19 protein-coding genes are annotated in these 20,490 nt (G+C 64.6%); 2 read left to right on the top strand and 17 right to left on the bottom strand.

Going from position 1 to position 20,490, the window contains the following annotated elements; translation table 11 throughout:
- Positions 1–101: 101 nt before the first annotated feature.
- A complete protein-coding gene (locus BMX07_RS09430; RefSeq protein WP_090617115.1) occupies positions 102–2,300 on the bottom strand; it encodes a LamG domain-containing protein in 2,199 nt (732 codons plus the stop codon).
- 249 nt (positions 2,301–2,549) lie between these two features.
- On the opposite strand from BMX07_RS09430, the gene BMX07_RS09425 reads away from it, so the two are divergent.
- Both BMX07_RS09425 and BMX07_RS09420 read left to right on the top strand, forming a co-directional pair.
- On the top strand, positions 2,550–2,975 hold the full coding sequence (locus BMX07_RS09425; protein WP_090617113.1) for a hypothetical protein: 426 nt from the start codon (positions 2,550–2,552) through the stop codon (positions 2,973–2,975).
- A gap of 734 nt (positions 2,976–3,709) precedes the next feature.
- The gene (locus BMX07_RS09420; protein WP_090617111.1) at positions 3,710–3,976 is read left to right on the top strand and encodes a DUF7520 family protein; all 267 of its coding nucleotides are present in this window, start codon (positions 3,710–3,712) and stop codon (positions 3,974–3,976) included.
- A 21-nt stretch (positions 3,977–3,997) separates the two neighbouring features.
- On the opposite strand, the gene BMX07_RS09415 is transcribed toward BMX07_RS09420, so the two are convergent.
- From BMX07_RS09415 to BMX07_RS09340, 16 genes are all read right to left on the bottom strand, one after another.
- Positions 3,998–5,698, bottom strand: coding sequence for a methylmalonyl-CoA mutase family protein (locus BMX07_RS09415; protein ID WP_090617109.1), 1,701 nt, complete (start codon positions 5,696–5,698; stop codon positions 3,998–4,000).
- 82 nt (positions 5,699–5,780) lie between these two features.
- Complete coding sequence (locus BMX07_RS09410) at positions 5,781–6,521, bottom strand: SDR family oxidoreductase (RefSeq protein WP_090617107.1); 741 nt, start codon at positions 6,519–6,521, stop codon at positions 5,781–5,783.
- A 113-nt stretch (positions 6,522–6,634) separates the two neighbouring features.
- Positions 6,635–7,456 (bottom strand): CBS domain-containing protein, encoded by an 822-nt coding sequence (locus tag BMX07_RS09405; protein ID WP_090617106.1) that lies wholly within the window; start codon positions 7,454–7,456, stop codon positions 6,635–6,637.
- Between the two features lie 71 nt (positions 7,457–7,527).
- Positions 7,528–9,024, bottom strand: coding sequence for a DHH family phosphoesterase (locus tag BMX07_RS09400; RefSeq protein ID WP_090617104.1), 1,497 nt, complete (start codon positions 9,022–9,024; stop codon positions 7,528–7,530).
- Between the two features lie 52 nt (positions 9,025–9,076).
- The gene (locus tag BMX07_RS09395) at positions 9,077–10,603 is read right to left on the bottom strand and encodes an NADH-quinone oxidoreductase subunit N (RefSeq protein ID WP_090617102.1); all 1,527 of its coding nucleotides are present in this window, start codon (positions 10,601–10,603) and stop codon (positions 9,077–9,079) included.
- Complete coding sequence (locus BMX07_RS09390) at positions 10,603–12,126, bottom strand: complex I subunit 4 family protein (protein WP_090617100.1); 1,524 nt, start codon at positions 12,124–12,126, stop codon at positions 10,603–10,605. The genes BMX07_RS09395 and BMX07_RS09390 overlap by 1 nt, the downstream gene beginning before the upstream one ends.
- Positions 12,123–14,171, bottom strand: coding sequence for an NADH-quinone oxidoreductase subunit L (nuoL, locus tag BMX07_RS09385; RefSeq protein ID WP_090617098.1), 2,049 nt, complete (start codon positions 14,169–14,171; stop codon positions 12,123–12,125). The genes BMX07_RS09390 and nuoL overlap by 4 nt, the downstream gene beginning before the upstream one ends.
- A 1-nt stretch (position 14,172) precedes the next feature.
- Positions 14,173–14,478 (bottom strand): NADH-quinone oxidoreductase subunit NuoK, encoded by a 306-nt coding sequence (nuoK, locus tag BMX07_RS09380; RefSeq protein WP_006181260.1) that lies wholly within the window; start codon positions 14,476–14,478, stop codon positions 14,173–14,175.
- Entirely contained in the window at positions 14,475–14,891 is a 417-nt protein-coding gene (locus BMX07_RS09375) for a hypothetical protein (RefSeq protein ID WP_090617096.1), read from the bottom strand. The genes nuoK and BMX07_RS09375 overlap by 4 nt, the downstream gene beginning before the upstream one ends.
- Entirely contained in the window at positions 14,888–15,160 is a 273-nt protein-coding gene (locus tag BMX07_RS09370) for an NADH-quinone oxidoreductase subunit J (protein WP_090617094.1), read from the bottom strand. Before BMX07_RS09370 ends, BMX07_RS09375 begins: the two co-directional genes overlap by 4 nt.
- 40 nt (positions 15,161–15,200) lie before the next feature.
- A complete protein-coding gene (locus BMX07_RS09365; RefSeq protein WP_090617091.1) occupies positions 15,201–15,662 on the bottom strand; it encodes a NuoI/complex I 23 kDa subunit family protein in 462 nt (153 codons plus the stop codon).
- Positions 15,659–16,765: a complex I subunit 1/NuoH family protein gene (locus BMX07_RS09360; protein WP_090617088.1), complete on the bottom strand. Its 1,107-nt coding sequence runs from the start codon at positions 16,763–16,765 to the stop codon at positions 15,659–15,661. Before BMX07_RS09360 ends, BMX07_RS09365 begins: the two co-directional genes overlap by 4 nt.
- Position 16,766: 1 nt before the next feature.
- Positions 16,767–18,422 carry an NADH-quinone oxidoreductase subunit D gene (locus BMX07_RS09355; protein ID WP_090617086.1) on the bottom strand — a complete coding sequence of 552 codons (1,656 nt, stop codon included), beginning with the start codon at positions 18,420–18,422 and terminating at the stop codon, positions 16,767–16,769.
- Positions 18,419–19,126, bottom strand: coding sequence for an NADH-quinone oxidoreductase subunit B (locus tag BMX07_RS09350; RefSeq protein WP_090617084.1), 708 nt, complete (start codon positions 19,124–19,126; stop codon positions 18,419–18,421). Before BMX07_RS09350 ends, BMX07_RS09355 begins: the two co-directional genes overlap by 4 nt.
- Positions 19,123–19,527 carry an NADH-quinone oxidoreductase subunit A gene (locus BMX07_RS09345; protein ID WP_090617242.1) on the bottom strand — a complete coding sequence of 135 codons (405 nt, stop codon included), beginning with the start codon at positions 19,525–19,527 and terminating at the stop codon, positions 19,123–19,125. The genes BMX07_RS09350 and BMX07_RS09345 overlap by 4 nt, the downstream gene beginning before the upstream one ends.
- 293 nt (positions 19,528–19,820) lie before the next feature.
- The gene (locus BMX07_RS09340) at positions 19,821–20,459 is read right to left on the bottom strand and encodes an AIR carboxylase family protein (RefSeq protein WP_090617082.1); all 639 of its coding nucleotides are present in this window, start codon (positions 20,457–20,459) and stop codon (positions 19,821–19,823) included.
- Positions 20,460–20,490 lie beyond the last annotated feature (31 nt).

The raw sequence follows: 20,490 nt of genomic DNA, 5'->3' as shown, positions 1-20,490 counted from the left end.
ACCGACTGTTCGGCTACGCGACGAAACTACCAGCACGGAGGGCCACTCGATGACGGCCGTCGGGGCCTCCGATGGCTGGATCAGTCCCCGAGACGTCGTCGCTATCCGGTTCGGTCGAGGATCCGGACGTGGTCGAACGACGTGTCTCCCGAATCCGTCACCCAAACACCGACGTCGCCGTCGAGCCACGTTCCGTCGTCCCCGGACACCGTTGCGACCTCGGTTCCGGCGGCCACGTCGTAGAGTTCGCAGACGTGGTCCGCGCTCTTGTCGGGGTGTTGCCACCAGTGGCGGACGCGGTACCAGCGGCCGGCGTCGTAGTTCACGTCGTAGGTCCCGGTTCCGACGACACCGTTCGAACCGCCGTCGTCGATCACGAGACGGAACGTTCCGTCGGAGATCAGCTGAATTTCGTACTGGCCGGCGTCGTCCCCGGTCCCCTGTCGGCCGAAGTAGAACCGGGTCTGGTTCGAACTCGTGGTGTTCAGTTTGACGTAGAACTCCCACAGATCGCCCGGCTGCGGGACGTAGTCGACTGACGGACTGTTCGACTCGTTCGCGTACGCCTGGGTGAGCCCGTCGTCGTAACACCGCAACGCGTACGATCCGTCGTAGCTGTCCGTAACGGTATCGACCGTTCCTGTCTGCGACGGGATCGTCCACTCCGCGAGATCGCCGTCCTCGAAGTCGTCGACGACGAGGGTCGGCTTGTCGTCACTGGGCTCACCCTCCGTTCGGATCGTGACGTCGTCGAGGTAGACGTGATCCGTGCCGCTGATCCAGTAGGCGATGCCCGATCGATCGTACCAGGTGTACTGGGTCGGCTCGGAGGTGAACTCGCCAACTGTCGCGGTTCCCTCGCCGGTGTCGACGGAAATGGTCCAGTCGTCGGCCCCCGTTCCGTCGACGACCGTGCGGTACCACGTCCCCGGTGCGAGGTCGAGATCGGCGTGACCGAGATAGTTGTCGCCGTTCGTTCCGCGCTCCTGTAACTGGACGTACTGGGTCGAGCTGTCGAGTCTCGTAACAAGGCGGAGCGATTCCGACCGGTCGTCGGACTGGATGGCGAAGGTGACCCTGAAGAATTCGCTCTCAGTCTGGGGATTCCACCAGAACTCCCACTTGTCGTTCTGTCCGGGATAGGCGTTCAGCCCGGAATCGGAGCGGATGGTTCCCGAACCACCGCTGGGGCCGTCTAGCTCCAGCCCGTAGCTTCCTCTGAACGCCGCGGTATCCGACGCGGTCGTCCCGTCGGCTCCTGAGACGGTGTACTCGCTCAGCGAGCCGTCCTCGAAGTCGTCGACGACGGTTCCCGGTGTTTCCTCCTCGTTCAGCGGGTTCGTGTCGCGAGTCGCGATATCGTCGAGGTACACCCGGTCCGCGCCGCTGATCCAGTAGGCGATGCCCGACGTGCCGTACTGTGTATACTGCGTAGCGTCCGTCTCGAACTCGCCGACGACCGACGATCCCTCGCCGGTGTCGACGTGAACGCTCCAGCCGTCGGATCGGGAGCCGTCGACGATCGTCCGGTACCAGGTGTCGGTCTGGATATCGAGGTCGGCCTGTCCGAGGTAGGTGTCGCCGCTCGAGCCGCGTTCCTGGAACGAGATCAGTTGGTTCGAATCGTCGAGACTGACGTTGACGCGGAACCCCTCGGTCAGATCGCCGGACTGAAGCGCGAAGTTGACGTTGAAATTCTGGTTCGTCGTCTGGGGATTCCACCAGAACTCCCAGATGTCGTCGGGGCCGGGGTAGGTTCCCAGCCCGGAATCGGAACGGACGGCACCCGAGGTATTGCTGTTGCCGTCCAAGTCGAGCCCGTGCATTCCGTTCCGCGCCGCCGCATCCGACAGGCTCGCCTCATCGTCAAACGAGTACTCGGTCAGTTCCTCCCGTTCGAAGTCGTCGATGATGCCATCGTTCGTTCTCGGGTCGCCCTCGAAGTCCGACAGTGTGAGATCGTCGTAGTCCGTGTAGTCGCGAAGTTCGACGTTTTCGAAGACGTTGCCGGCGACGGTCATACTTTCCCGCTCGAAGTAGCTGCCAGCTCGCAGCCCGGCAGTGGGACCGTGACCGACGATGTCGGTGTCGATCATCGTGAAATCAGCCCCGTTCAATTCTATCGCGTCGCCGCCGTTGTGGAGTTCGAACCTGACGCTGTCGACCTCCAGATAGTCACTGTTACTGTTCGTGTAAATTAGTCTATCTGACGAACCGATGTTGTTGTACGTCCCGTTTCGCAGTGAGACCCGTGGTCGCTTTATAGAGATTCTTGTCCACGGTCCGTCGAGTTCGTCCATAACATCAAAGTTCTCTATGACGATATCCTGATACGTATTTGAGTTATCCCGAAATCGAGCGAAGTTCGATTCACTGTGACTGTTTGCCCCGATATTGACCGAAAGTCCATTAACGCGAAGTCCAGTAGTCGAGTAACTTCCACCCTGGATAATGAATCCGTACAACTCGGAAGCGTCAACTGTAATATCCTCAAAGTACGGTGCGGGATCGCTTATATCGCTCTCCGCGCTTTCGTGTCCCCAGATCGCATGCCCGGGATTTTCCCGACCAACCATGTCATCAAGGATAATATCACAGTTGTAGGCCGAATCGTTTCGGCCAAGACGGATATTCGTCCCCTGATTGTTGATCGCCGTGCAGTTGTGGAGTTCGTTGACACCGTGGGGAGAGTTCGCTATGTAAAACCCGTTATCCACGAAGTCTTCGACCGTGCAGTTCTCCCAGACCGTTCTCCCCTGATGTGGTGGGTCCGCTGCGAAGCCAATGGCGTGCTCCGTATGTTCACCGCGACCGACTGTCACTCCGCCATCGCGCATCTCACAGTCCCGAACGGTCATCTCACCGTCAGGGTCGGCGAGTTCGATGAGGAAGGTGTGCCGTGGCCCGACAGTCCCCCCACCAGGTCCGTCCTGCCAACGATACCGTCGCCCGACGAGATGGACGTTCTCGATTAATCCTCCGTCGGGTCGAGCGTTAATCAGTCCGACATCAACTTCGTAGCCGTCGGGGGCAGTGCCGTCAATGTCCACGGTAATGTTACGGAGCTGAAATTCCTTGAGCGAACCATTGACACCGGGACGCAGAGCCCAGCCGATCTGTTGGCGTACTTTGAATGTTACCCGATTCGGATCCTCGCCAACAAGCCCGAAAAATTCGCCATCAGGTACATCTAACCGAGTATTCCACGTGTATGTCCCACTTGGAATCACGAATTCGTGGTTGAGGGTACCAAGGTCGTTTATGTACTGATCGAGTTCAGCGGCTAGATCGCCGTTCTCGTCGATCGCGTCTTCCTCGTCCACCCGAACAGTCTCGTGAGAGTTCGCGGCTGCCCGAGTTATCCCGGTTTCGATCGCGAACATCGACGCACCGACGCTCGCCCCGCCGAACTTCAGGTACTCGCGTCGACCGAGTGCTGAACGACTCCCGCCAGTCCGCTCGTTTCCGTCCGCTTCGTCGGCGTCGGAATCCTGTGACATGCGTCCGCATATACAACATGCTCGTAATTATTACCGTTTGAATATATACTATTTTACCGACTCAGGAACTGTTTTATTCAATGAAATAACTTGGAATTGCTGTCACAGATGCTGTCCGCCGACATCGCTGATGTAGGTTCGGACCCTCGCAACGATTCCGTCACAGACTCGGACGGAAGGCCCTTCCACAGGGAGGGTGTACGAACCGTGTGTTCGGCGATCGTACCATTACGGGGCGAAACGCTGTCATCGGTCTCGGACTCGCGCTGGTCGCCGCGACCGCCGCGTTCGGCGCGCTGCTCGGCGCGACGCTACCCGCCCGAACCGGACTCGAGGAGATTACGGTCCTCGGGGTCGCAGTCCCGGTCTCACCGCTCACGCTCGCCGTCTACGGGGCCGTCGCCGTGGGAGCGCTGCTGATACCGTTCGGCCTCGTCGTCGGCATTCTCTCCCGGTTCGACGACGATGCCATGTGACCGGGCCACGACTGACGGCCGTCAGGCTAGTCCGAGGCTCTCGCTGTACGCGCCGTGTTGCTCCTCGAAGACGCCCATGATCTCGCCCATCGTCGCGTAGGCTTTCACCGCGTCGACGATGTACGGCATCGTGTTCTCGCCGCGTTCGCTGGCCTCACGCAGCGCCTCGAGCGCGTCCGCGACCGCCGCGTCGTCCCGCTCGGCTTTCACGTCCTCGAGCCGTCCGAGCTGGCGGTCCGCCGTGGTCTCGTCGATCTGCAGGATGTCGGGGCTGGTGTCTTCCTCGATCGTGAACTCGTTGACGCCGACGACGACTTCCTCGCCGCGTTCGACGCGTTCCTGGTACTCGTAGGAAGCGTCCTGAATCTCTCGGTGGAAGTACCCCTCCCGGATGCCGGTGAGAATGCCGTCGCGGACCGAGCCGTCGCCCATCGATCGGATCTCCTCGAGGTAGCGCATCGTTCGCTCCTCGATCTCGTTGGTGAGCGTCTCGACGGCGAAGGAGCCGCCCATGGGGTCGACGATGTCCGCCGCGCCGGACTCCTCGGCGATGATCTGCTGGGTACGGAGCGCGACCCGAACTGCCTTCTCGCTCGGCAGCGCCAGCGCCTCGTCGAAGCTGTTCGTGTGCAGCGACTGGGTGCCGCCGAGGACGCCGGCGAGCGCCTGAATCGTCACCCGAGCGACGTTGTTCAGCGGCTGCTGGGCCGTCAGCGACTGGCCGGCCGTCTGCGTGTGGAACTTGAGCCGTTTCGACGCGTCGGCCTCGGCACCGTACCAGTCGTCCATCACCCGCGCGTAGATGCGGCGTGCCGCCCGGAACTTCGCGATCTCCTCGAAGAAGGAGTTGTGACAGTTGAAGAAAAAGGACAGACGCGGCGCGAACTCGTCGACCGCGAGTCCGCGCTCCCTCGCGTCCTCGACGTAGCCGAAGCCGTCCGCGAGGGTAAACGCCAGCTCCTGAACCGCGGTCGAACCCGCCTCGCGGATGTGATAGCCCGATACCGAGATCGGGTGAAACCTCGGGGTTTCGTCCGTACTGAACTCGAGGACGTCGGTCACGAGGTCGAGCGACGGCTCCGGCGGGATCACCCACTCCTTCTGGGCGATGAACTCCTTGAACATGTCGTTCTGGAGGGTCCCGCGGAGCTTCGCACGGGGAACGCCCCGCTGATCCGCCAGCGCGACGTACATCGCGTAGATCACCGGTGCCGACGGGTTGATCGTAAAGGACGTCGAGATCTCCGCGAGGTCGATCCCGTCGAAGAGGATCTCCATGTCTCGGAGCGTGTCGACCGCGACGCCCTCCTTCCCGATCTCGCCCTCGCTCATGGGGTCGTCCGAGTCGAGCCCCATCAACGAGGGCATGTCGAAGGCTACCGAGAGCCCGGTCTGCCCCTCGTCGATCAGGTAGTGAAACCGTTCGTTGGTCTCTTCGGCGGTGCCGAAGCCGGCGAACTGACGCATCGTCCACGTCCGACCGCGGTACATCGTGGGATAGGGGCCGCGGGTGTAGGGTTCTTCGCCCGGGAATCCCAGATCTTCGAGGTAGTCGAGATCGCCGACGTCGGTGGGGGTGTAGAGCCGATCGACCTCGTGGTTCGACACGGTCGCGAACCGCTCTCGACGCTCGCCGCGTCGCTCGAGGGTCGGCTCGAGCGTCTCCGTCTCCCACTGCTCGCCGGACTCGCGGATCTCCTCGAGATCCTCGTCGTCGTACATGGTCGTAATATTTGCCGACGTCGCAATGAAGGTTCGGGGAGGATCGATCGAACTGAAAAGACGCTCGATTCGATCGGCGCGGCTACACCTCCCGTCGTTCGTGCCCCGCCATCAGGCGGTCGTCGGCCCAGTCGATATCGACGCGGTGGTTCGGCGGTCCCGACAATCCGTCGCGGCTGACGACCTCGAGCGTCCGATTGCGCGCGGCGGGCGTGAACGGCGCGGCCGCCATCACACGCGCCACGTCGGCTCGCGGGATCGACCCCGAGACGGAGTTGCCGCCCTCGCCGACGACGATCTCGCCGCACGGCGGGTCGTTCGTCAGTTTTCCGGGACGGACGATCGTGTATTCGAGCCCCGATCGGCGCAGCGACGCCTCCGCATCCCGTTTCGCTCGCAACGAGCCCCGAAGCACGAGCCGAGCCGGCAGCGACATCCCCGCTTTCGAGTTCCCGACGCCGATCGCGCTCTCGAAAACGAAGTAGGAGACGTCCGTCGCCACGGCGGCGGTAATCAGATTGATGACGCCGGTCCGGTCGACCAGCTTCCCGCCGGTCGTGTGTCGCACCGACGGCGGCGTTCCGAGCGTGCAGTAGACGATGTCACAGCCCTCGACGGCGGCGACCGCGTCGGCCGACTCGAAGAAATCGACGACGGCCACCTCCTCCGCACCGTGTCGCTCGAGCGTGTCGACGCTCGCGTACGAGCGGGTGGTCGCGCGAACGGAGAGGTCGGTCGGCCGAAGGGCGGAGAGCAACTCCTCGCCGGTCGCCCCGCTGGCACCGGCGACGAGGACGCGGTCGGGCGTGCGTGATTCAGTCATCGAACGAGGTACTGCGCGGACACGGAAAACGGTCACCAGCAATCGATAGCGGTGACTGTTCGTCGATAGCGACTGTGAGAACCCGCTTGCACTGGTCGAGATCGTCCCGTTCCCTACTCCGCCTCGCTGCCGCCGTCGGACTGCAGTCGCTTCGTCGTCTGGACGAGTGGGTGTCGCGCGTAGTCGACGACGTCGATGTCGTCGATGCGCTCGAGGCCCTCTTTCTCTGCCGTGCGCGCCATTCCGAGGTCGATCTCGTGGTCGATGACGATGACGTAGGCGTCCATCTCGTCGATCCGCAGCCGGTCGGCCGCGAGCACGCGGTGGTGGCCGTCCGCCAGCAGGAGGGTGCCGCCGTTGTCGATGACCACCAGCGGCTCGGCCAGCCCGCGCTCGAGTTCGTACCGTCGCCCCTCGAGTTCGTCGGCGTAGACCCGGCCTTGCGTGGGCGTGAGCTCCGAGAGCGGGACCGTCCGGCGCTCCTCCGTCAACTCGATGTCGTGGATCTGCTCCAGGGTTCGCATCAGCTTGCCGACCTTCTCGGTGGTCGCGGGTTCGTTCTGACTGCGGATGACGTCGGCGTTGGAGATGATCCCCACGAGGTTGCCCGCGTCGTCGACGACGGGGAGCTTCTGGATGCCCGATCGGAGGATGACGCGCGCGGCGTCGGTCACTTTCATGTCGGGGTGGGCGACCAGCAGGTCCGTCGCCATCACCTTGAAGATCGGATCGCCGTCGTCCGCGAGCAACAGATCGCGGGCGCTGATGAAGCCCTCGACGCGTCGTCGCTCACAGACGGGGAACCCGCTGTGCTCCTCGCTCTCGGCGATCCGCGTCGCGACCTCGCCGACAGTTTCGTCGGGCGACACCGTCGCCACGTCGCGCGTCATGTAGTCTTTGACCTGGGGTTTCGTCCGTTCCGACGCGACCTCCATGGGCGGACACACGGGTGCCGTGCGCAAAAGTACTGGCTTCCGCGCGCTCTCGGCACCGACCCGGCGAGCGGTCACGCCGATTCGCCGTCCTCTCGGTCGCCGCGCTGCGTGAACAACCACTCGCTGGTCTGGGTGTAGGCGCCGACCGGGACGCCCGGCCGCGTCTCGAGCGCCTCGAAGAACCGGTTCGTGATGACCTCTTCGACTACGCTGACGATCGACTCGACCTCCTCCTCGTCGTCCGCGCTGCCCAGAATGCCGATCTCGAGCTGTGCGCCGGCCATATCGGCGTGGCCGCCGGCGCTGCCGATCCGGTTGAACGCGTCCCGGAGCGTCTCGCCGAGATCGACCGCGCCGGCACGGGACCGGGCCGACAGGAACACCATCTCCCTGGCGAACCCGAAGACGAGCGTCGTCTCGATCCCCTCCATCGCGAGCAACTGGTCGGCCGCCTGGGGCAACGCGTCGCGGTTGCCGATCCGTCCGACGCTGGCGACGGCGACCGAATCCCGCTGGACCCGGTTTTTGATCGCTCGAGCGATCGTCTCGAGGGTCTCGCCCTCGAGCGAGGGCTGTTCGATCTGCGCCAGGATCGACGCGTCGACCCGGGGCCACAGCACCGACGCGGCCCGGAAATCGGCGGGTGACACCTCCCGGCTGAAATCGTTCGTATCGACCCGGATCCCGTACAGCAGCGCCGTCGCCGTCACCGGGTCGATGTCGAGACCGAACCGCTCGAGGTACTCGGTCAGCACCGTGCTGGTCGCGCCCGCCTGCTGGCGCAGGTCGACGAACTCGCCGGGAACCGGTCCGCGGGGCGGATGGTGGTCGATGACGACGTCGACGTGGAGGTTCGTCGGGAGCTGATCGTTGACCCCGGGTCGAGAGTGGTCGACCAGCGCGAAGGCGGCGTACTCCTCGAGCGAATCGTCACGGTGCAGGTTTCGGAGGTCCAGATCGAGCAAGTTGACCATCGCCCGGTTCTCCTGGTGCGAGATGTCACCGAAGTAACAGGCGTCCGCGTCGACGCCGACGGCGTTCGCGATGTCGACGAGTGCGACCGCGCTCGCGATCGCGTCCGGATCGGGATTGTCGTGAGCCACGACTGCCAGCCGCCCGTCGATACCCGTGAGATACTGCCCGAGCTCGATGGCCGTTTCGGCCGACGGACTCGCCGTCCCCTCGAGTACGCGATCGGCCATGGCGGTCGCCGGATCGACGACGTGATCCGCGAGTGCTTCGAACTTGCCGCGGTCTGCCGCCGTCGCGTTGCCACCCAGATAAGCCGCGATCGACGCCGCAGGGAATCGCTCGCGCGCGACCTCGAGTGCGGCCTGGTTGACGTCGGTGCGGTCGCTGGCGACGAAGATCACGTCGGGGGGGTCGACGTTCGCGATGGCGTCGGGATCGGTCGGGTCGGCACTGCGAGCCGGTACGCTCTCGTCGCGCAGCGTTTCGACGACGCTCTCGTCGTCGGTGATGACGAGGAGTCGGCCGCCGCGCTCGGCGAGTTGCTCTATGACCTGTCGGCAGACGGTCCCGCAGCCGAGCACGAGCCGGAAAACCATTTGTCGCGGCTTGCGACCCCGACGGGTAAAAGCTACCGGGTCTCCCGCCGGCTCAGACGACGACCGCGGCCGCCGCTTCGGTGGCGGCGTCGGCGATCGGACCGAACGCCGGGAGGATGAGGACGGTCATCACTGCAGCGGCGATAATCGCCGCGTAGAGGCCGGTCGGCTGGGTCAGGCGATCGCGGTCGAGGATCGGCTCCTCGATCCACAGCGCCTTGACCAGCCGCGAGTAGTAGTACAGCGAGAGCACGCTGTTGACCACGAGCGCGGCGGCGACGGCGAGCAGTATCGTGCTGTCCGCGGCCGCGTTGAGCGTCTCGGTGTAGAGGAAGTACTTGCTCCAGAAGCCGCCAAAGGGCGGGAGACCCGCGAGGCTGAACATGAAGATGGCCATCGCGGCGGAGGCGAACGGTGCCTGCTGCGAGAGGCCGTTGTAGTCCTCGAAGGTGCGGCCGACGCCCCAGTGTTCCGCCAGGCCGACGAACAGGAACGCACCCGTGTTCATGAAGCCGTAGACCAGCAGGTGCATCATGGCCGCGCCCATCACGAGTTCGCCGCCCTCGGCCGAGAGCGCCGCGAGTCCGATCAGCACGTAGCCGGCGTGACCGATCGAGGAGTACGCGAGCATCCGCTTGACGTTCTCCTGGGTCGCCGCCGCGAAGTTTCCGACCGTCATCGTGACGATCGCGAGGATGACGAAGGCCAGCGTCCAGTCGACCCCGATCACATCGGTCGTCGCGTCGATCGGGAACGCCGTCGTGAACACGCGGAAGGCGAGCACGAAGCCGGCGGCCTTCGAGGCCGAAGAGAGAAACGCCGAGATCGGCGCGGGCGCGCCCTCGTAGGCCTCGGGAGCCCAGAAGTGGAAGGGCACGCTCGCGGTCTTGAACGCGATTCCGCCGATCAGCATTAGAATGCCGAGTCCAAGCAGGCCGCCCATCTCGCTGGCGTCGCCGAGGTTCGCTGCGATATCCGTGAGTTGCAGCGAGCCGGTCGCACCGTAGACCAGGCTGACACCGTAGACGAAGATCGCCGAGGAGAGGGCCCCGATCAGGAAGTACTTCAGGCCCGCCTCGACGCTGCCGCGATTGTCCTTCAGGATCGCCACGAGCGCGTACGACGGCAGGCTCGTCAGTTCGAGCGCGATGAAGATCGTCACGAGGCTGTTCGAAGCCGCCATCATCGACATGCCGGTCGCCGCGAGGACGACCAGCGAGTAGTACTCGGCCTGGTAGGTGTGATCGCGCAGGTAGTCGTGGCTCGCCACCGAGACGAGGGCCGTGACGATCGCGATGATGATCATGAAGTACAGCGCCAGTTGGTCGACGACGAACTGGCCGTCCATGATCTGGATGATGCCGTAGTTCTCGATTCCGGTCGCGCCGACGCCGGCGGCGAGGTACCACACCGCGACGGCCAGCGACGCGAGCGAGCCGACGATCGCGGTGCCGGCCAGCAGCGTGCGGTTCGTCGAGTGGGGATCGATGCTGTCTATCAGGAAGAGGACGAGCGCCGTCCCCGCCAGAATCAGGGCCGGTGCGAGCGCCGTCCACTGGGGGAGCTCGAGGACCGCCATCAGAGATCACCTCCGATGATCGGGTCGACTGCGTCGGTTATCATGTCGAATATCAGGTCCGGGGCCACGCCCAGCAGGACGATGAGTCCCAGCAGCACGACCATCGACGCGACGTCGTGGACGGGTGCGCGGCCGACTTCGTAGTCGGTTTCGAGGCGATACGGTCCGAACACCGTCCGCTGGAGCGCAAACAGCAGGTAGCCCGCGACGATGACGATGCCGAACATCGCCGCCGCGGTGAACAGCGGCGAGTAATCGAGCAGCTCGGAGCCGAAGGCCCCGAAGAAGATCGTGAACTCGCCGTAGAACCCGCTCATGAGCGGCAGCCCCATGTAGCCGAACGCACCGGCGACCAGGATCGCGACGGCGATCGGCATCCGATCCGCCATCCCGGACATGTCGGTGACCATCCGGGTGTGGGTCGCGTTGTAGATGACGCCGACGGCCATGAACATCAGTCCGGAGATCAGGCCGTGGGAGACCATCTGGAAGGTCGCACCGCCGACCCCGAACTGGGTGTACGCGACCAGCCCGAGGATGACGTAGCCCATCGACGAGACCGACGAGTAGGCGACGATCCGTTTGAGATCGGTCTGGGCGAGGGCGAGCATCGCGCCGTAGATCACGCTGATCACGGCGATCGCGGCGATCGGGACCGCGTAGGTCTCGACCTGTTCCGGGAACATCGTGAAGTTGAACCGCAGCAGGGCGTAGGTCCCCATCTTCAGCAGGACGCCGGCCAGCAGCACCGAGGCCGGCGTCGGGGCCTCGACGTGGGCGTCCGGCAGCCACGTGTGGAAGGGGACGATCGGCACCTTCACCGCGAACCCGAGGAACAGCCCGACGAAGACGACCGAGGCGAGCGTCGTCCCGCCGAGACCGAAGACGCCCTCGAGCCCGCCGTCACGCATCGCCGTCGCGATTTCGGGCAGCGCGAAGGAGGTCACCGAGTCGCCGAGGCCGAAGACGAGCGCGATGAACGACCCGAACATGACCAGCGACGCCAGGTTCGTGTAGACGAAGAACTTGATCGCGGCGTACTTTCGGCGCGGACCGCCCCAGATGCCGATCAGCAGGTACATCGGGATCAGGACAGCCTCCCAGAAGACGAACCAGAGGAAGAAATCCAGCGCCGAGAAGACGCCGATCAACATCGCCTCGATGAACAGGATCAGCCCGTAGAACTGGGACTCTCGCTCGTCGATCGGCGTCCACGAGCTGACGATCGCCAGCGTACAGAGGATCGTCGTCAGGACGACCAGCGGGAGACTGATCCCGTCGAGGCCGACGAACCACGAGATCGATCGCCCGCCGATCTCGAGCCACGCCGCCTGCGATTCGAACGCCAGTTCGCCGTCGAGCAGGGCGTTCCCGCTGCCGTCGAAGGCGGCGAACAGCCACAGCGAGAGGGCCGCCGGCACGAGGCTGATGGCGAACGCGAGTTTGCCGGCGACGCGATTCGGCGCGACGAACGTCGCCAGCGCGCCGAGCAGTGCGACCGCGATCAGTGTTTCGATCATCATGCGAACCACCCTCCGAGATAGCCGAGAACCAGCAGTAAGGCGATGAACCCGCCCACCAGCAACGCCGCGTAGTTAGTCACGATACCCGTCTGGATGCGCTTCACCCAGTTGCTGCCGAACAGACTGATCGTCGAGGTGCCGTTGACGATGCCGTCGATGACCGTCTGATCGAATCGGTCGGCCGCTCGAGCCAGCGGGAGCGTGAGTCCCTCGGCGAGCCAGACCTGGTACTCGTCCTGATAGTAGTTGCTGCGCAGGACGTCGTACGCGCCGCCGAGCTTCGCCACGTGGCGGGTCGGCTCGGGCACGTTGTACAACGTGTGCGCCGTGAACGCGCCGGCCAGTGCCAGCCCGAGCGACAATCCTGCGCCCAGGAGCATGGTCACCGTCTCGGAACCGATCGCCCCCTCCTCGAAGGCCACGGTGTCTTGGTACTCGTGGTAGGTGAGTCCGTCGACGGCACCGTACTCGCCGTCGAGCCAGAACTCGAGGAGGGTGATGTCCGCACCGAGGACCTCCGCGACGGGTGCCATGTTCGCGAGCCCGGTGACGGCCGCGAGGACGCCGAGCACGACCAGCGGGGCCTTGATCGCCCAGCCGACCGGGTGTGGGTCCTCGGCCGCCTCCGAGCGGGGCTCGCCGTGGAAGGTCAGGAAGACCATCCGGAACGTGTAGAAGCCGGTGAAGAACACGGCGAGCAGCCCCATCGCGTAGGCCACGAGGAAGATCGGCTGCTCGAGGCCGACGATCAGGGCGTCGAACAGCACCTCGTCTTTCGACCAGAAGCCGGAGAAGGGGACGATCCCCGCGAGCGCGAGCGCGCCGGCGAGGAACGTGTAGTAGGTGACGGGCGCTTTCTCCTTCAGGCCGCCCATCTCCCACATGTCCTGTTCGTGGTGCATGAGGACGATGACGGCCCCGGCACCGAGGAACAGGAGCGCCTTGAAGAAGGCGTGGTTCATGAGGTGGAAGACCCCGGCGACGTAGCCGCCGACGCCGAGTCCGAGCATCATGTAGCCGTACTGGCTGATCGTCGAGTACGCCAGCACCTGCTTGACGTCGTCTTTGACGACGCCCATCGTCGCGGCGAACAGGGCGGTGAAGCCGCCGACGAACGCGATGATCCCAAGCGCGGTCGGCGAGAGCGCGTAGTAGCCGAACATCCGGGCGACCAGGTAGACGCCGGCCGCGACCATCGTCGCCGCGTGAATGAGCGCGGAGACGGTGGTCGGACCCTCCATGGCGTCGGGCAGCCAGGTGTGTAGCGGGAACTGCGCGGACTTGCCGATGACGCCGCCGAGCACGAGCAGTCCGGTGATCGTGACCCAGGTCTCGGCGTCGAAGCCGAACAGCGTCGCGCCGTCGTCGATCGCCGTCTCGGCGGCGGTGACGAACGAGTCCTCGCCGGCGAAGCCGACCGTGCCGAACGTCGCCGCGATGGCGACGACACCCACCAGGAAGAAGTAGTCACCGAAGCGGGTGACCAGGAACGCCTTCTTCGCGGCCGAGGGTGCCGATTCCGTGCGGAACCAGAACCCGATCAGCAGGTACGAACAGAGGCCGACGAGTTCGAAGAACATGAACGCCATCAGCAGGTTGTCCGCGAAGACGAACGCGAGCATGCTGAAGGTGAAGAGCCCGAGTTCGGCGTAGTACCGCGGCAGCCCGGTCTCCCCCTCGGCGTTCATGTAGCCGAGACTGAAGACGTGGACGAGCAGGGCGACGAGCGAGACGATCACCAGCATGAGCGCCGAGAGCGGATCGATCAGGATGCCGAACGTGAACGAGATCCCCTCGACCATGGTTTCGCTGGTGGCCGCGCCGGACGTCCACTCGTACAGCGTCGTCTGGTGCGTGTCGCCGCCCGCGACGGCCGCGAACATGACCAGCGAGATCACGAGCGACCCCGCGGTCGCGAGGATGCCCGGGAGTGCGCCCTTCTTCGGCAGATACTTCCCGAACAGCAGCGCGATCACGAACGCTACGAGCGGGAACACTGCGATGGCCGGTGCGAATCCGAACGGTCCTGTTGCTGTTGCTGCCATCTTACCACCTCATCGTCGTTGGAACCGTGACGTCGACGTCACGGAAGTTGCGGTACAGCACCAGGATGATCCCGAGTCCGACAGCCACCTCCGCGGCAGCCAGCGCCATCGTAAACAGCGCGAACAACTGCCCCGTAAGGTTGCCGTGATAGAACGCGAACGCGATCAGATTGATATTCGCCGCGTTCAGCATCAGTTCGACGGACATCAGGAACAACAGTGCGTTGCGACGCGTCAGCACCCCGAACAGGCCGATACAGAAGACTGCCATCGACAGCAGCACGTAGTACTGCACGTCGACGGTCATCGAGTCTCACCTCCAGCGTCCGTGGACTCGTCGGCGCTTCCGCCGTCCGCGACGGCCGGCTCCGCCGCCTCGCCGGCGCTCGAGGACTCGCCGGTCGTCGCGAGCGCGGCGACGGGTTCGCCGCCCTCCTCGCGTTTCGCGAGGACGAGCGAGGCGTCGAGCGCGGCGTCGAGCGCGACCGCGACGAGCAGGACGGCGGCGAGGAACGGTTCGGTGCCGCCGACCTCCTGCAGTTCGTCGAACCCGAACAGCGCGTAGCCGAGTTCGGCCGTAATCGAGATCCCGTCCGGAAAGCCGGTCATGTCGCCGAAGCCGGCATTGACGGTGACCAGTGCCATCACCGCGAAGAGGGCGACGGCGAGCAGTCCCGGAACGAGCGTCTTGCCGAGTCGGAGTTTCGGGCCGGTCGTCATGCCTGTACCACCTCGTCTGCGTCGGAATCGTCGCGCTCGGTCAGCATGACGGCGAACGTGATGAGGACGAGGACCCCGCCCACGTAGACGAGAACCTGCATCATGGCGACGAACTCCGCCGCCAGCATCACGTAGTGGACCGCCACGCTGAGCAGCGCCACGCCCAGCAGGAGCGCCGAATGCCACGGGTCCTGCATGAGCACGACACCCACCGCGCTGGCCAGCGTCACGATGGCGAACAGCGCGAACGCGATCAGCTCGTAGTTCATGGTTTGTTAGTAGTGCCCGTTTGCGGGACGGGCGGACCCGTTACTGGTAGTCGACCTCCCCCTCGCCCTCGCCGACCCACGCGCCCCGGTCGGGTTCACGGGCGGCGAGCGGGTCGATGTCCTTGTACCACGGTACCGCTTTCAGCTGCTCTTTGTTGTAGACGAAGTCGTGTTTCGTGTCCGCGGTGAACTCGAAGTTCTCCGTCAGCAGGATGGCGTCGACGGGACAGACCTCCTCGCACAGCCGACAGTAGATACACTGCCCGATGTGGAGGTTGTACTGTTCGCCGTTTCGCTTGTCGTCCATCACGATCTGGATCGTATCGTTCGGACAGACGTTCTCGCACTGCCGGCACCAGATGCACCGCTCCTGACTGAACTTGTGGACGCCGCGAAAGCGCGGCGAGACGTCCGGTGCGGTCTCCGGATACTCCACCGTGAAGGTGGAGCCGTCCAGTGCGTGCTTCATCGTCGTTGCCATGGATTTGAGTATCCCGATCATGCTATCAGCCCCACGATTACCGCAGTGAAGATGAGATTCGCAAAGGAGAGGACGAGCAGTCCCTTCCAGCCGATCTCGATCAGTTGATCGATCCGAACGCGGGGAACCGCCGATCGCAGCCACTGCGTCGCGAAGAACACCGCCCAGATCTTGACGATGAACCAGACGATACCGAGCGCCGCCGGTCCGGGACCGGCCGGGCCGCCGAGGAAGATCGTCGCGATGATCGCACCCCCGAGGAAGATGTGGAGGAACTCCCCGAGGTAGATCAGCACGAAGTAGACCGAGGAGTACTCGGTCTGGTAGCCGGCGACGATCTCGGTCGGTGCCTCCGGCGTGTCGAACGGGTTACGGCCGACCTCGGCGAAGTTCGCGACGAGGAACAGGACGAACGCGAACGGATTGACCAGCGCATACCACCCAGGAATCGACACGCCCGCGATCGTGACCAGCGGCTCCGCCTGCGCCGAGACGATCTCCCCCAACTGCAGCGTTCCGGCGAAGATCACGACGGACATCCCGGTGATGACCAGCGGGATCTCGTAGGCGATGTTCTGTGCCACCGCGCGGAGCCCGCCGAGCATCGAGTACTTGTTCGCCGAGGCGTAGCCGGCCATCACCAGCCCGAGGCTCGCGATCCCCGACACCGCGAAGACGTACGCCAGCCCGACTTCGGGGTCTGCCAAGTGGATTCCGCTGCCCATCGGGATGACGGCGAAGCCCAAAAGCGCCGACGACGCGACGACGATCGGCGCGAGGTCGTAGGCCGGTCGGTCCGCGTTTTCGGGAACGATTAGCTCCTTCGAGAGGAGCCGGACGGCGTCCGCGACGATGATGAACAGCCCGGCCGGTCCGAGCCGGTTGACGGCGATCCGATCCGTGAAGGCGGCGGTGATCTTCCGTTTCGCCCACGGCCCCGCGACCCCGGTCATCGCGAGCATCAGGTTGCCGATGAGAAACGCCGCGAGGAAGGTCGCGAGCAGTTCGCCGCCGAACCCGAACTCGTTGAGCCCGGTAACCTCGCCGAGCCGCTCGGGGAGCAGGACGGTATCCTGTAGCGGTACCGCCGGTGCGGTCGCGCCCGCGATCTGGCCACCGGACATACTACCGGTCCACCTCCCCGAGCACGATATCGAGGCTGCCGAGCGACGCGATCAGGTCCGGCACGTACTCCCCTTCGGCCATCTCGGGCAGCGCCGAGAGGTTGTGGAAACACGGGCTGCGGATCTTGAACCGACCCGGCTTGTCCGTCCCGTCCGAGCGGATGTAGATCCCGAGTTCGCCCTTCGCGGCCTCGACGCTGCGGTAGATCTCCGCGTCCGCGTCCGGCTTCAGCGTCCGGGGGACGTTGCTCTGGACCGTCCGCTCGTCTTCGGGCCAGTCCGCGAGCAGGTCGAGACACTGCTCGATGATCTTCGCCGACTCCTCGACCTCCTGCATACGCACGAGGACGCGGCTGTAGTTGTCACAGCCCTCCTCGGTGACGACGTCCCACTCTAAGTTCTCGTAGTAGCCGTACGGGTCGTCGCGGCGAAGGTCGTAGTCGATGCCGGAGCCGCGGGCGACGGGCCCGGTGCAGCCGTACTGTTTCGCCACGTCCGGCTCGAGGATCCCGGTGTCGTGACACCGAATCTGGAAGATCTCGTTGCCGGTCAGCAGGTCGTTGTACTCGTCGACCTTCGCGGGGAGCCCGTCGAGGAAGTCCCGGGTCTTCTCGATGAACTCCTCGCGGGGTTCGGGCAGGTCCCAGGCGACGCCGCCGAGTCGGAAGTAGTTGAACATGAGCCGCTGGCCGGTCAGGTCCTCCAGGATGTCCTGGATGACCTCCCGGTCGCGCATGCCGTACTGGAAGATGGCGGTGAAGTCGCCGTAGACGTCCAGCGCGAACGTTGCCAGCGCGAGCATGTGGGAGGCGATCCGGCAGAGCTCGGCCCCCATCGTGCGGATGACCTGCGCGTACTCGGGGACCTCGATGTCCGCCAGCTCCTCCGCCGTGCGCGCGTAGGCCCACTCGTTCAACAGCCCGGCCGAGACGTAGTCCCAGCGGTCCGGGTAGGGCATGATCTGGTGGCGGTAGGTCCCCTGCTGGCACATCTGCTCCTCGCAGCGGTGGAGATAGCCGATGTCGGGGTCGACGTCGACGACCGTCTCGCCGTCGAGCACCGTCTCGATATGGAGCACGCCGTGGGTCGCCGGATGGTGCGGACCGATGTTGAGAAACATCGTGTCCGACTCGTCGTCGTGGTGGTCCGGCTGGATCGGGTTGGCGTGTTCCGTCAGCGTCACGAGCTGGGGCTTCTCCTGATCGTACCCCCGCGAGAGCGGATGTCCCTGCCAGGTCTCGGGCAGGAGGATCCGGCGCGGATCGGGGTGGCCCTCGTAGTCGATGCCGACGAGGTCGAACGCCTCGCGCTCGTGCCAGTCGGCGGTCCGGAAGACCGGTTCGGCGGTCTCGCTAACCGGGTCGTCGGTCGTCGTCGGCACGACGACCGAAACCTCCTGCGTCGGGTCGGCGTACTTCCGGAGGTGGTAGATGGATTCGTACCGGTCCGCGTACTCCTGTGCGGTGAGATTGGCGAGATGATCGAACCCCGCCTCGTCCCGGAGGTCCGCGAGGACGTCCTGGACGTCGTCCGGCCGAACGACGAATCCGGGCGCGTTCAGGTGGTCGTCACGCGCGAGCGCGCGATCACCGATCAGCGCCTCGAGGTCGTCCTCGCTAACCTCGACGGACGCTGCTCGCTCGAGTCCCGTGCTCATGGCGAATCAGCCCAGTTGTAGCGCATGACGAGGTCATCCTCGTCGATGTCGTCCGCGAGCTTCTGGACGAGTTCGTCCTTCGGCAGGTCGCCGAACTCCTCGAGTTCGTACGGTTTGACGACGACTGGGGTCGATTCACCGTTGCGGATCCGCTCCTGGAGTTTGGCGATGCCGTAGACGAGCGCTTCCGGTCGCGGCGGACAGCCGGGGACGTGGATGTCGATGGGGATGATCTCCTCGGCGCCCTTGACGACGTTGTACCCCTCCTGGAAGGGGCCGCCGGAGATCGTACACGAGCCCATGCCGACGACGAACTTGGGTTCGGGCATCTGGTCGTAGACCCGCTTCATGCGGGGGCCGAACTTCGAGACGATCGTCCCGGGGACGATCATCACGTCGGCCTGCCGGGGCGAGGCTCGCGGAACCCCGGCGCCGAAGCGGTCGAGGTCGTGCTTGATCGCGTACGTGTGCATCATCTCGATGCTGCAACACGCGATCCCGAACTGGAGCATGAACATGGAGTTGCCCCGAACCCAGTTCATGAACTTGTCGAACTTCGTGAGGATGAACGGGGTGGAGCCGAAGGCCTCGCGAAGCTTGGAGTTGAATCGGTCGTCGGCACCTTCACCGATCCGCGAGTCCCGAGTATCGGTCGACGGTGCGGTGCTGTCGTAGATCTGCTGGCGTGGTTGGTCGCTACTCATAGTCTCTCTGTTTCCAGTTGGCTAGGTGTCCGTGCCCACTGTACCGCGCCCGTGCGCCACGCCCACGCGAGTCCAACGAGCAGGATGGCGACGAACAACAGCATCGGACCCAGCGCGCGGACGAGCGGGATGTCCGCCGCGAGCGCATCCTGGTAGGCGACCGCCCACGGGAACAACAGGACGGTTTCGATATCGAAGACGACGAACAGCAGCGCAACCATGTAGTACTGAATATTGAACCGGATGCGCGTTCCGCCGGTCGGAATCTCGCCGCTCTCGTAGGTGGCGCGTTTACTCGTTTCGGGCACGGTGGGCCGTAGGAGATACGATACCGCCATCATCCCGAACGGTATCAGTACCCCGACGAGCGCCAGCGCCCCGATGGCGATCCAATCATTCATCTCGGTAACGTTCGAGGCTTCAAACCGCACGCACATAAGGGTTGATTCTTCGTTTTTCGGGGAAACACGGGCCGAGAAGGGAGTTCAGGGGAACGCGATTCTCATGAACGATCACCGCATATTACGGACGGGTCCGCAGGGAGCGACTATCACAGTAAACCGATATTACTCCTGGACGAAATCGGTCTGTACGCGGCACCCGAGACGGTAATCCGAACCAACCGCTTCGGTTCGGGCGACTCGTGGCCCCCGATCCAGAGACGCGTTCCTGTGACCGGAAGTCGATACCGTGATTACCGGTCGCGATCCCGGAACGTTGGCGTTCCGCTATCGTGGAGTTCCCGGGAGACGTCGCCGACGCCCTCGCGCAGGTCCTCGTGGTAGGCGACCAGTCGGTCGCGAACCGTTTCGTGCCGGCGGGCGAGGATCTGTGCAGCCGACAGCGCGGCGTTGAACGACTTGCCGGCGTCGACCGCGACCAGCGGCGCACCGGTCGGCATCCCGATGACGCTGTCGACCGACTTCTCCTGAACCGGGACGCCGATGACCGGCAGCGGGTACGCGATCGAGGCAGTCATGTTCGGCAGATCCGCGGACTTGCCACCGGCCCCGGCGATGACCACCTCGAGGCCGCGATCCTCGGCCGTTTCGGCGTAAGCCGTCATTAAGTCGGGTGTGCGGTGGGCGGAGGTAACGTAGGTCTCGAACGTGAAGCGCTCGTCGGGCGGACTCTCGTAGTCCGTCTGCTCGGCGAACCCGAGTTCGTCGACGAAGGCGTCGTAGGCTCCTCGCCGTTTGCCGCCGGTCATCATCGTCTCGAGATCGGAGTCGCTCCCCATGACGATTCCGACGTCGGGCGTCGCTTCGTCCGGGCGGTCCTGTCGTGCTTCCTCGCGCAGGCGGTCGATCAGTTCGCTGACGCTGTCGCTCATGGGTGGTGGTGGTCGGGCGACGGACTTGAAA

It is taken from the genome of Natrinema salaciae (assembly GCF_900110865.1).
Lineage (GTDB): Archaea > Halobacteriota > Halobacteria > Halobacteriales > Natrialbaceae > Natrinema > Natrinema salaciae.
Note: the sequence above shows the minus strand (reverse complement) of the source record. Positions and strands in the feature narration are given on the sequence as shown.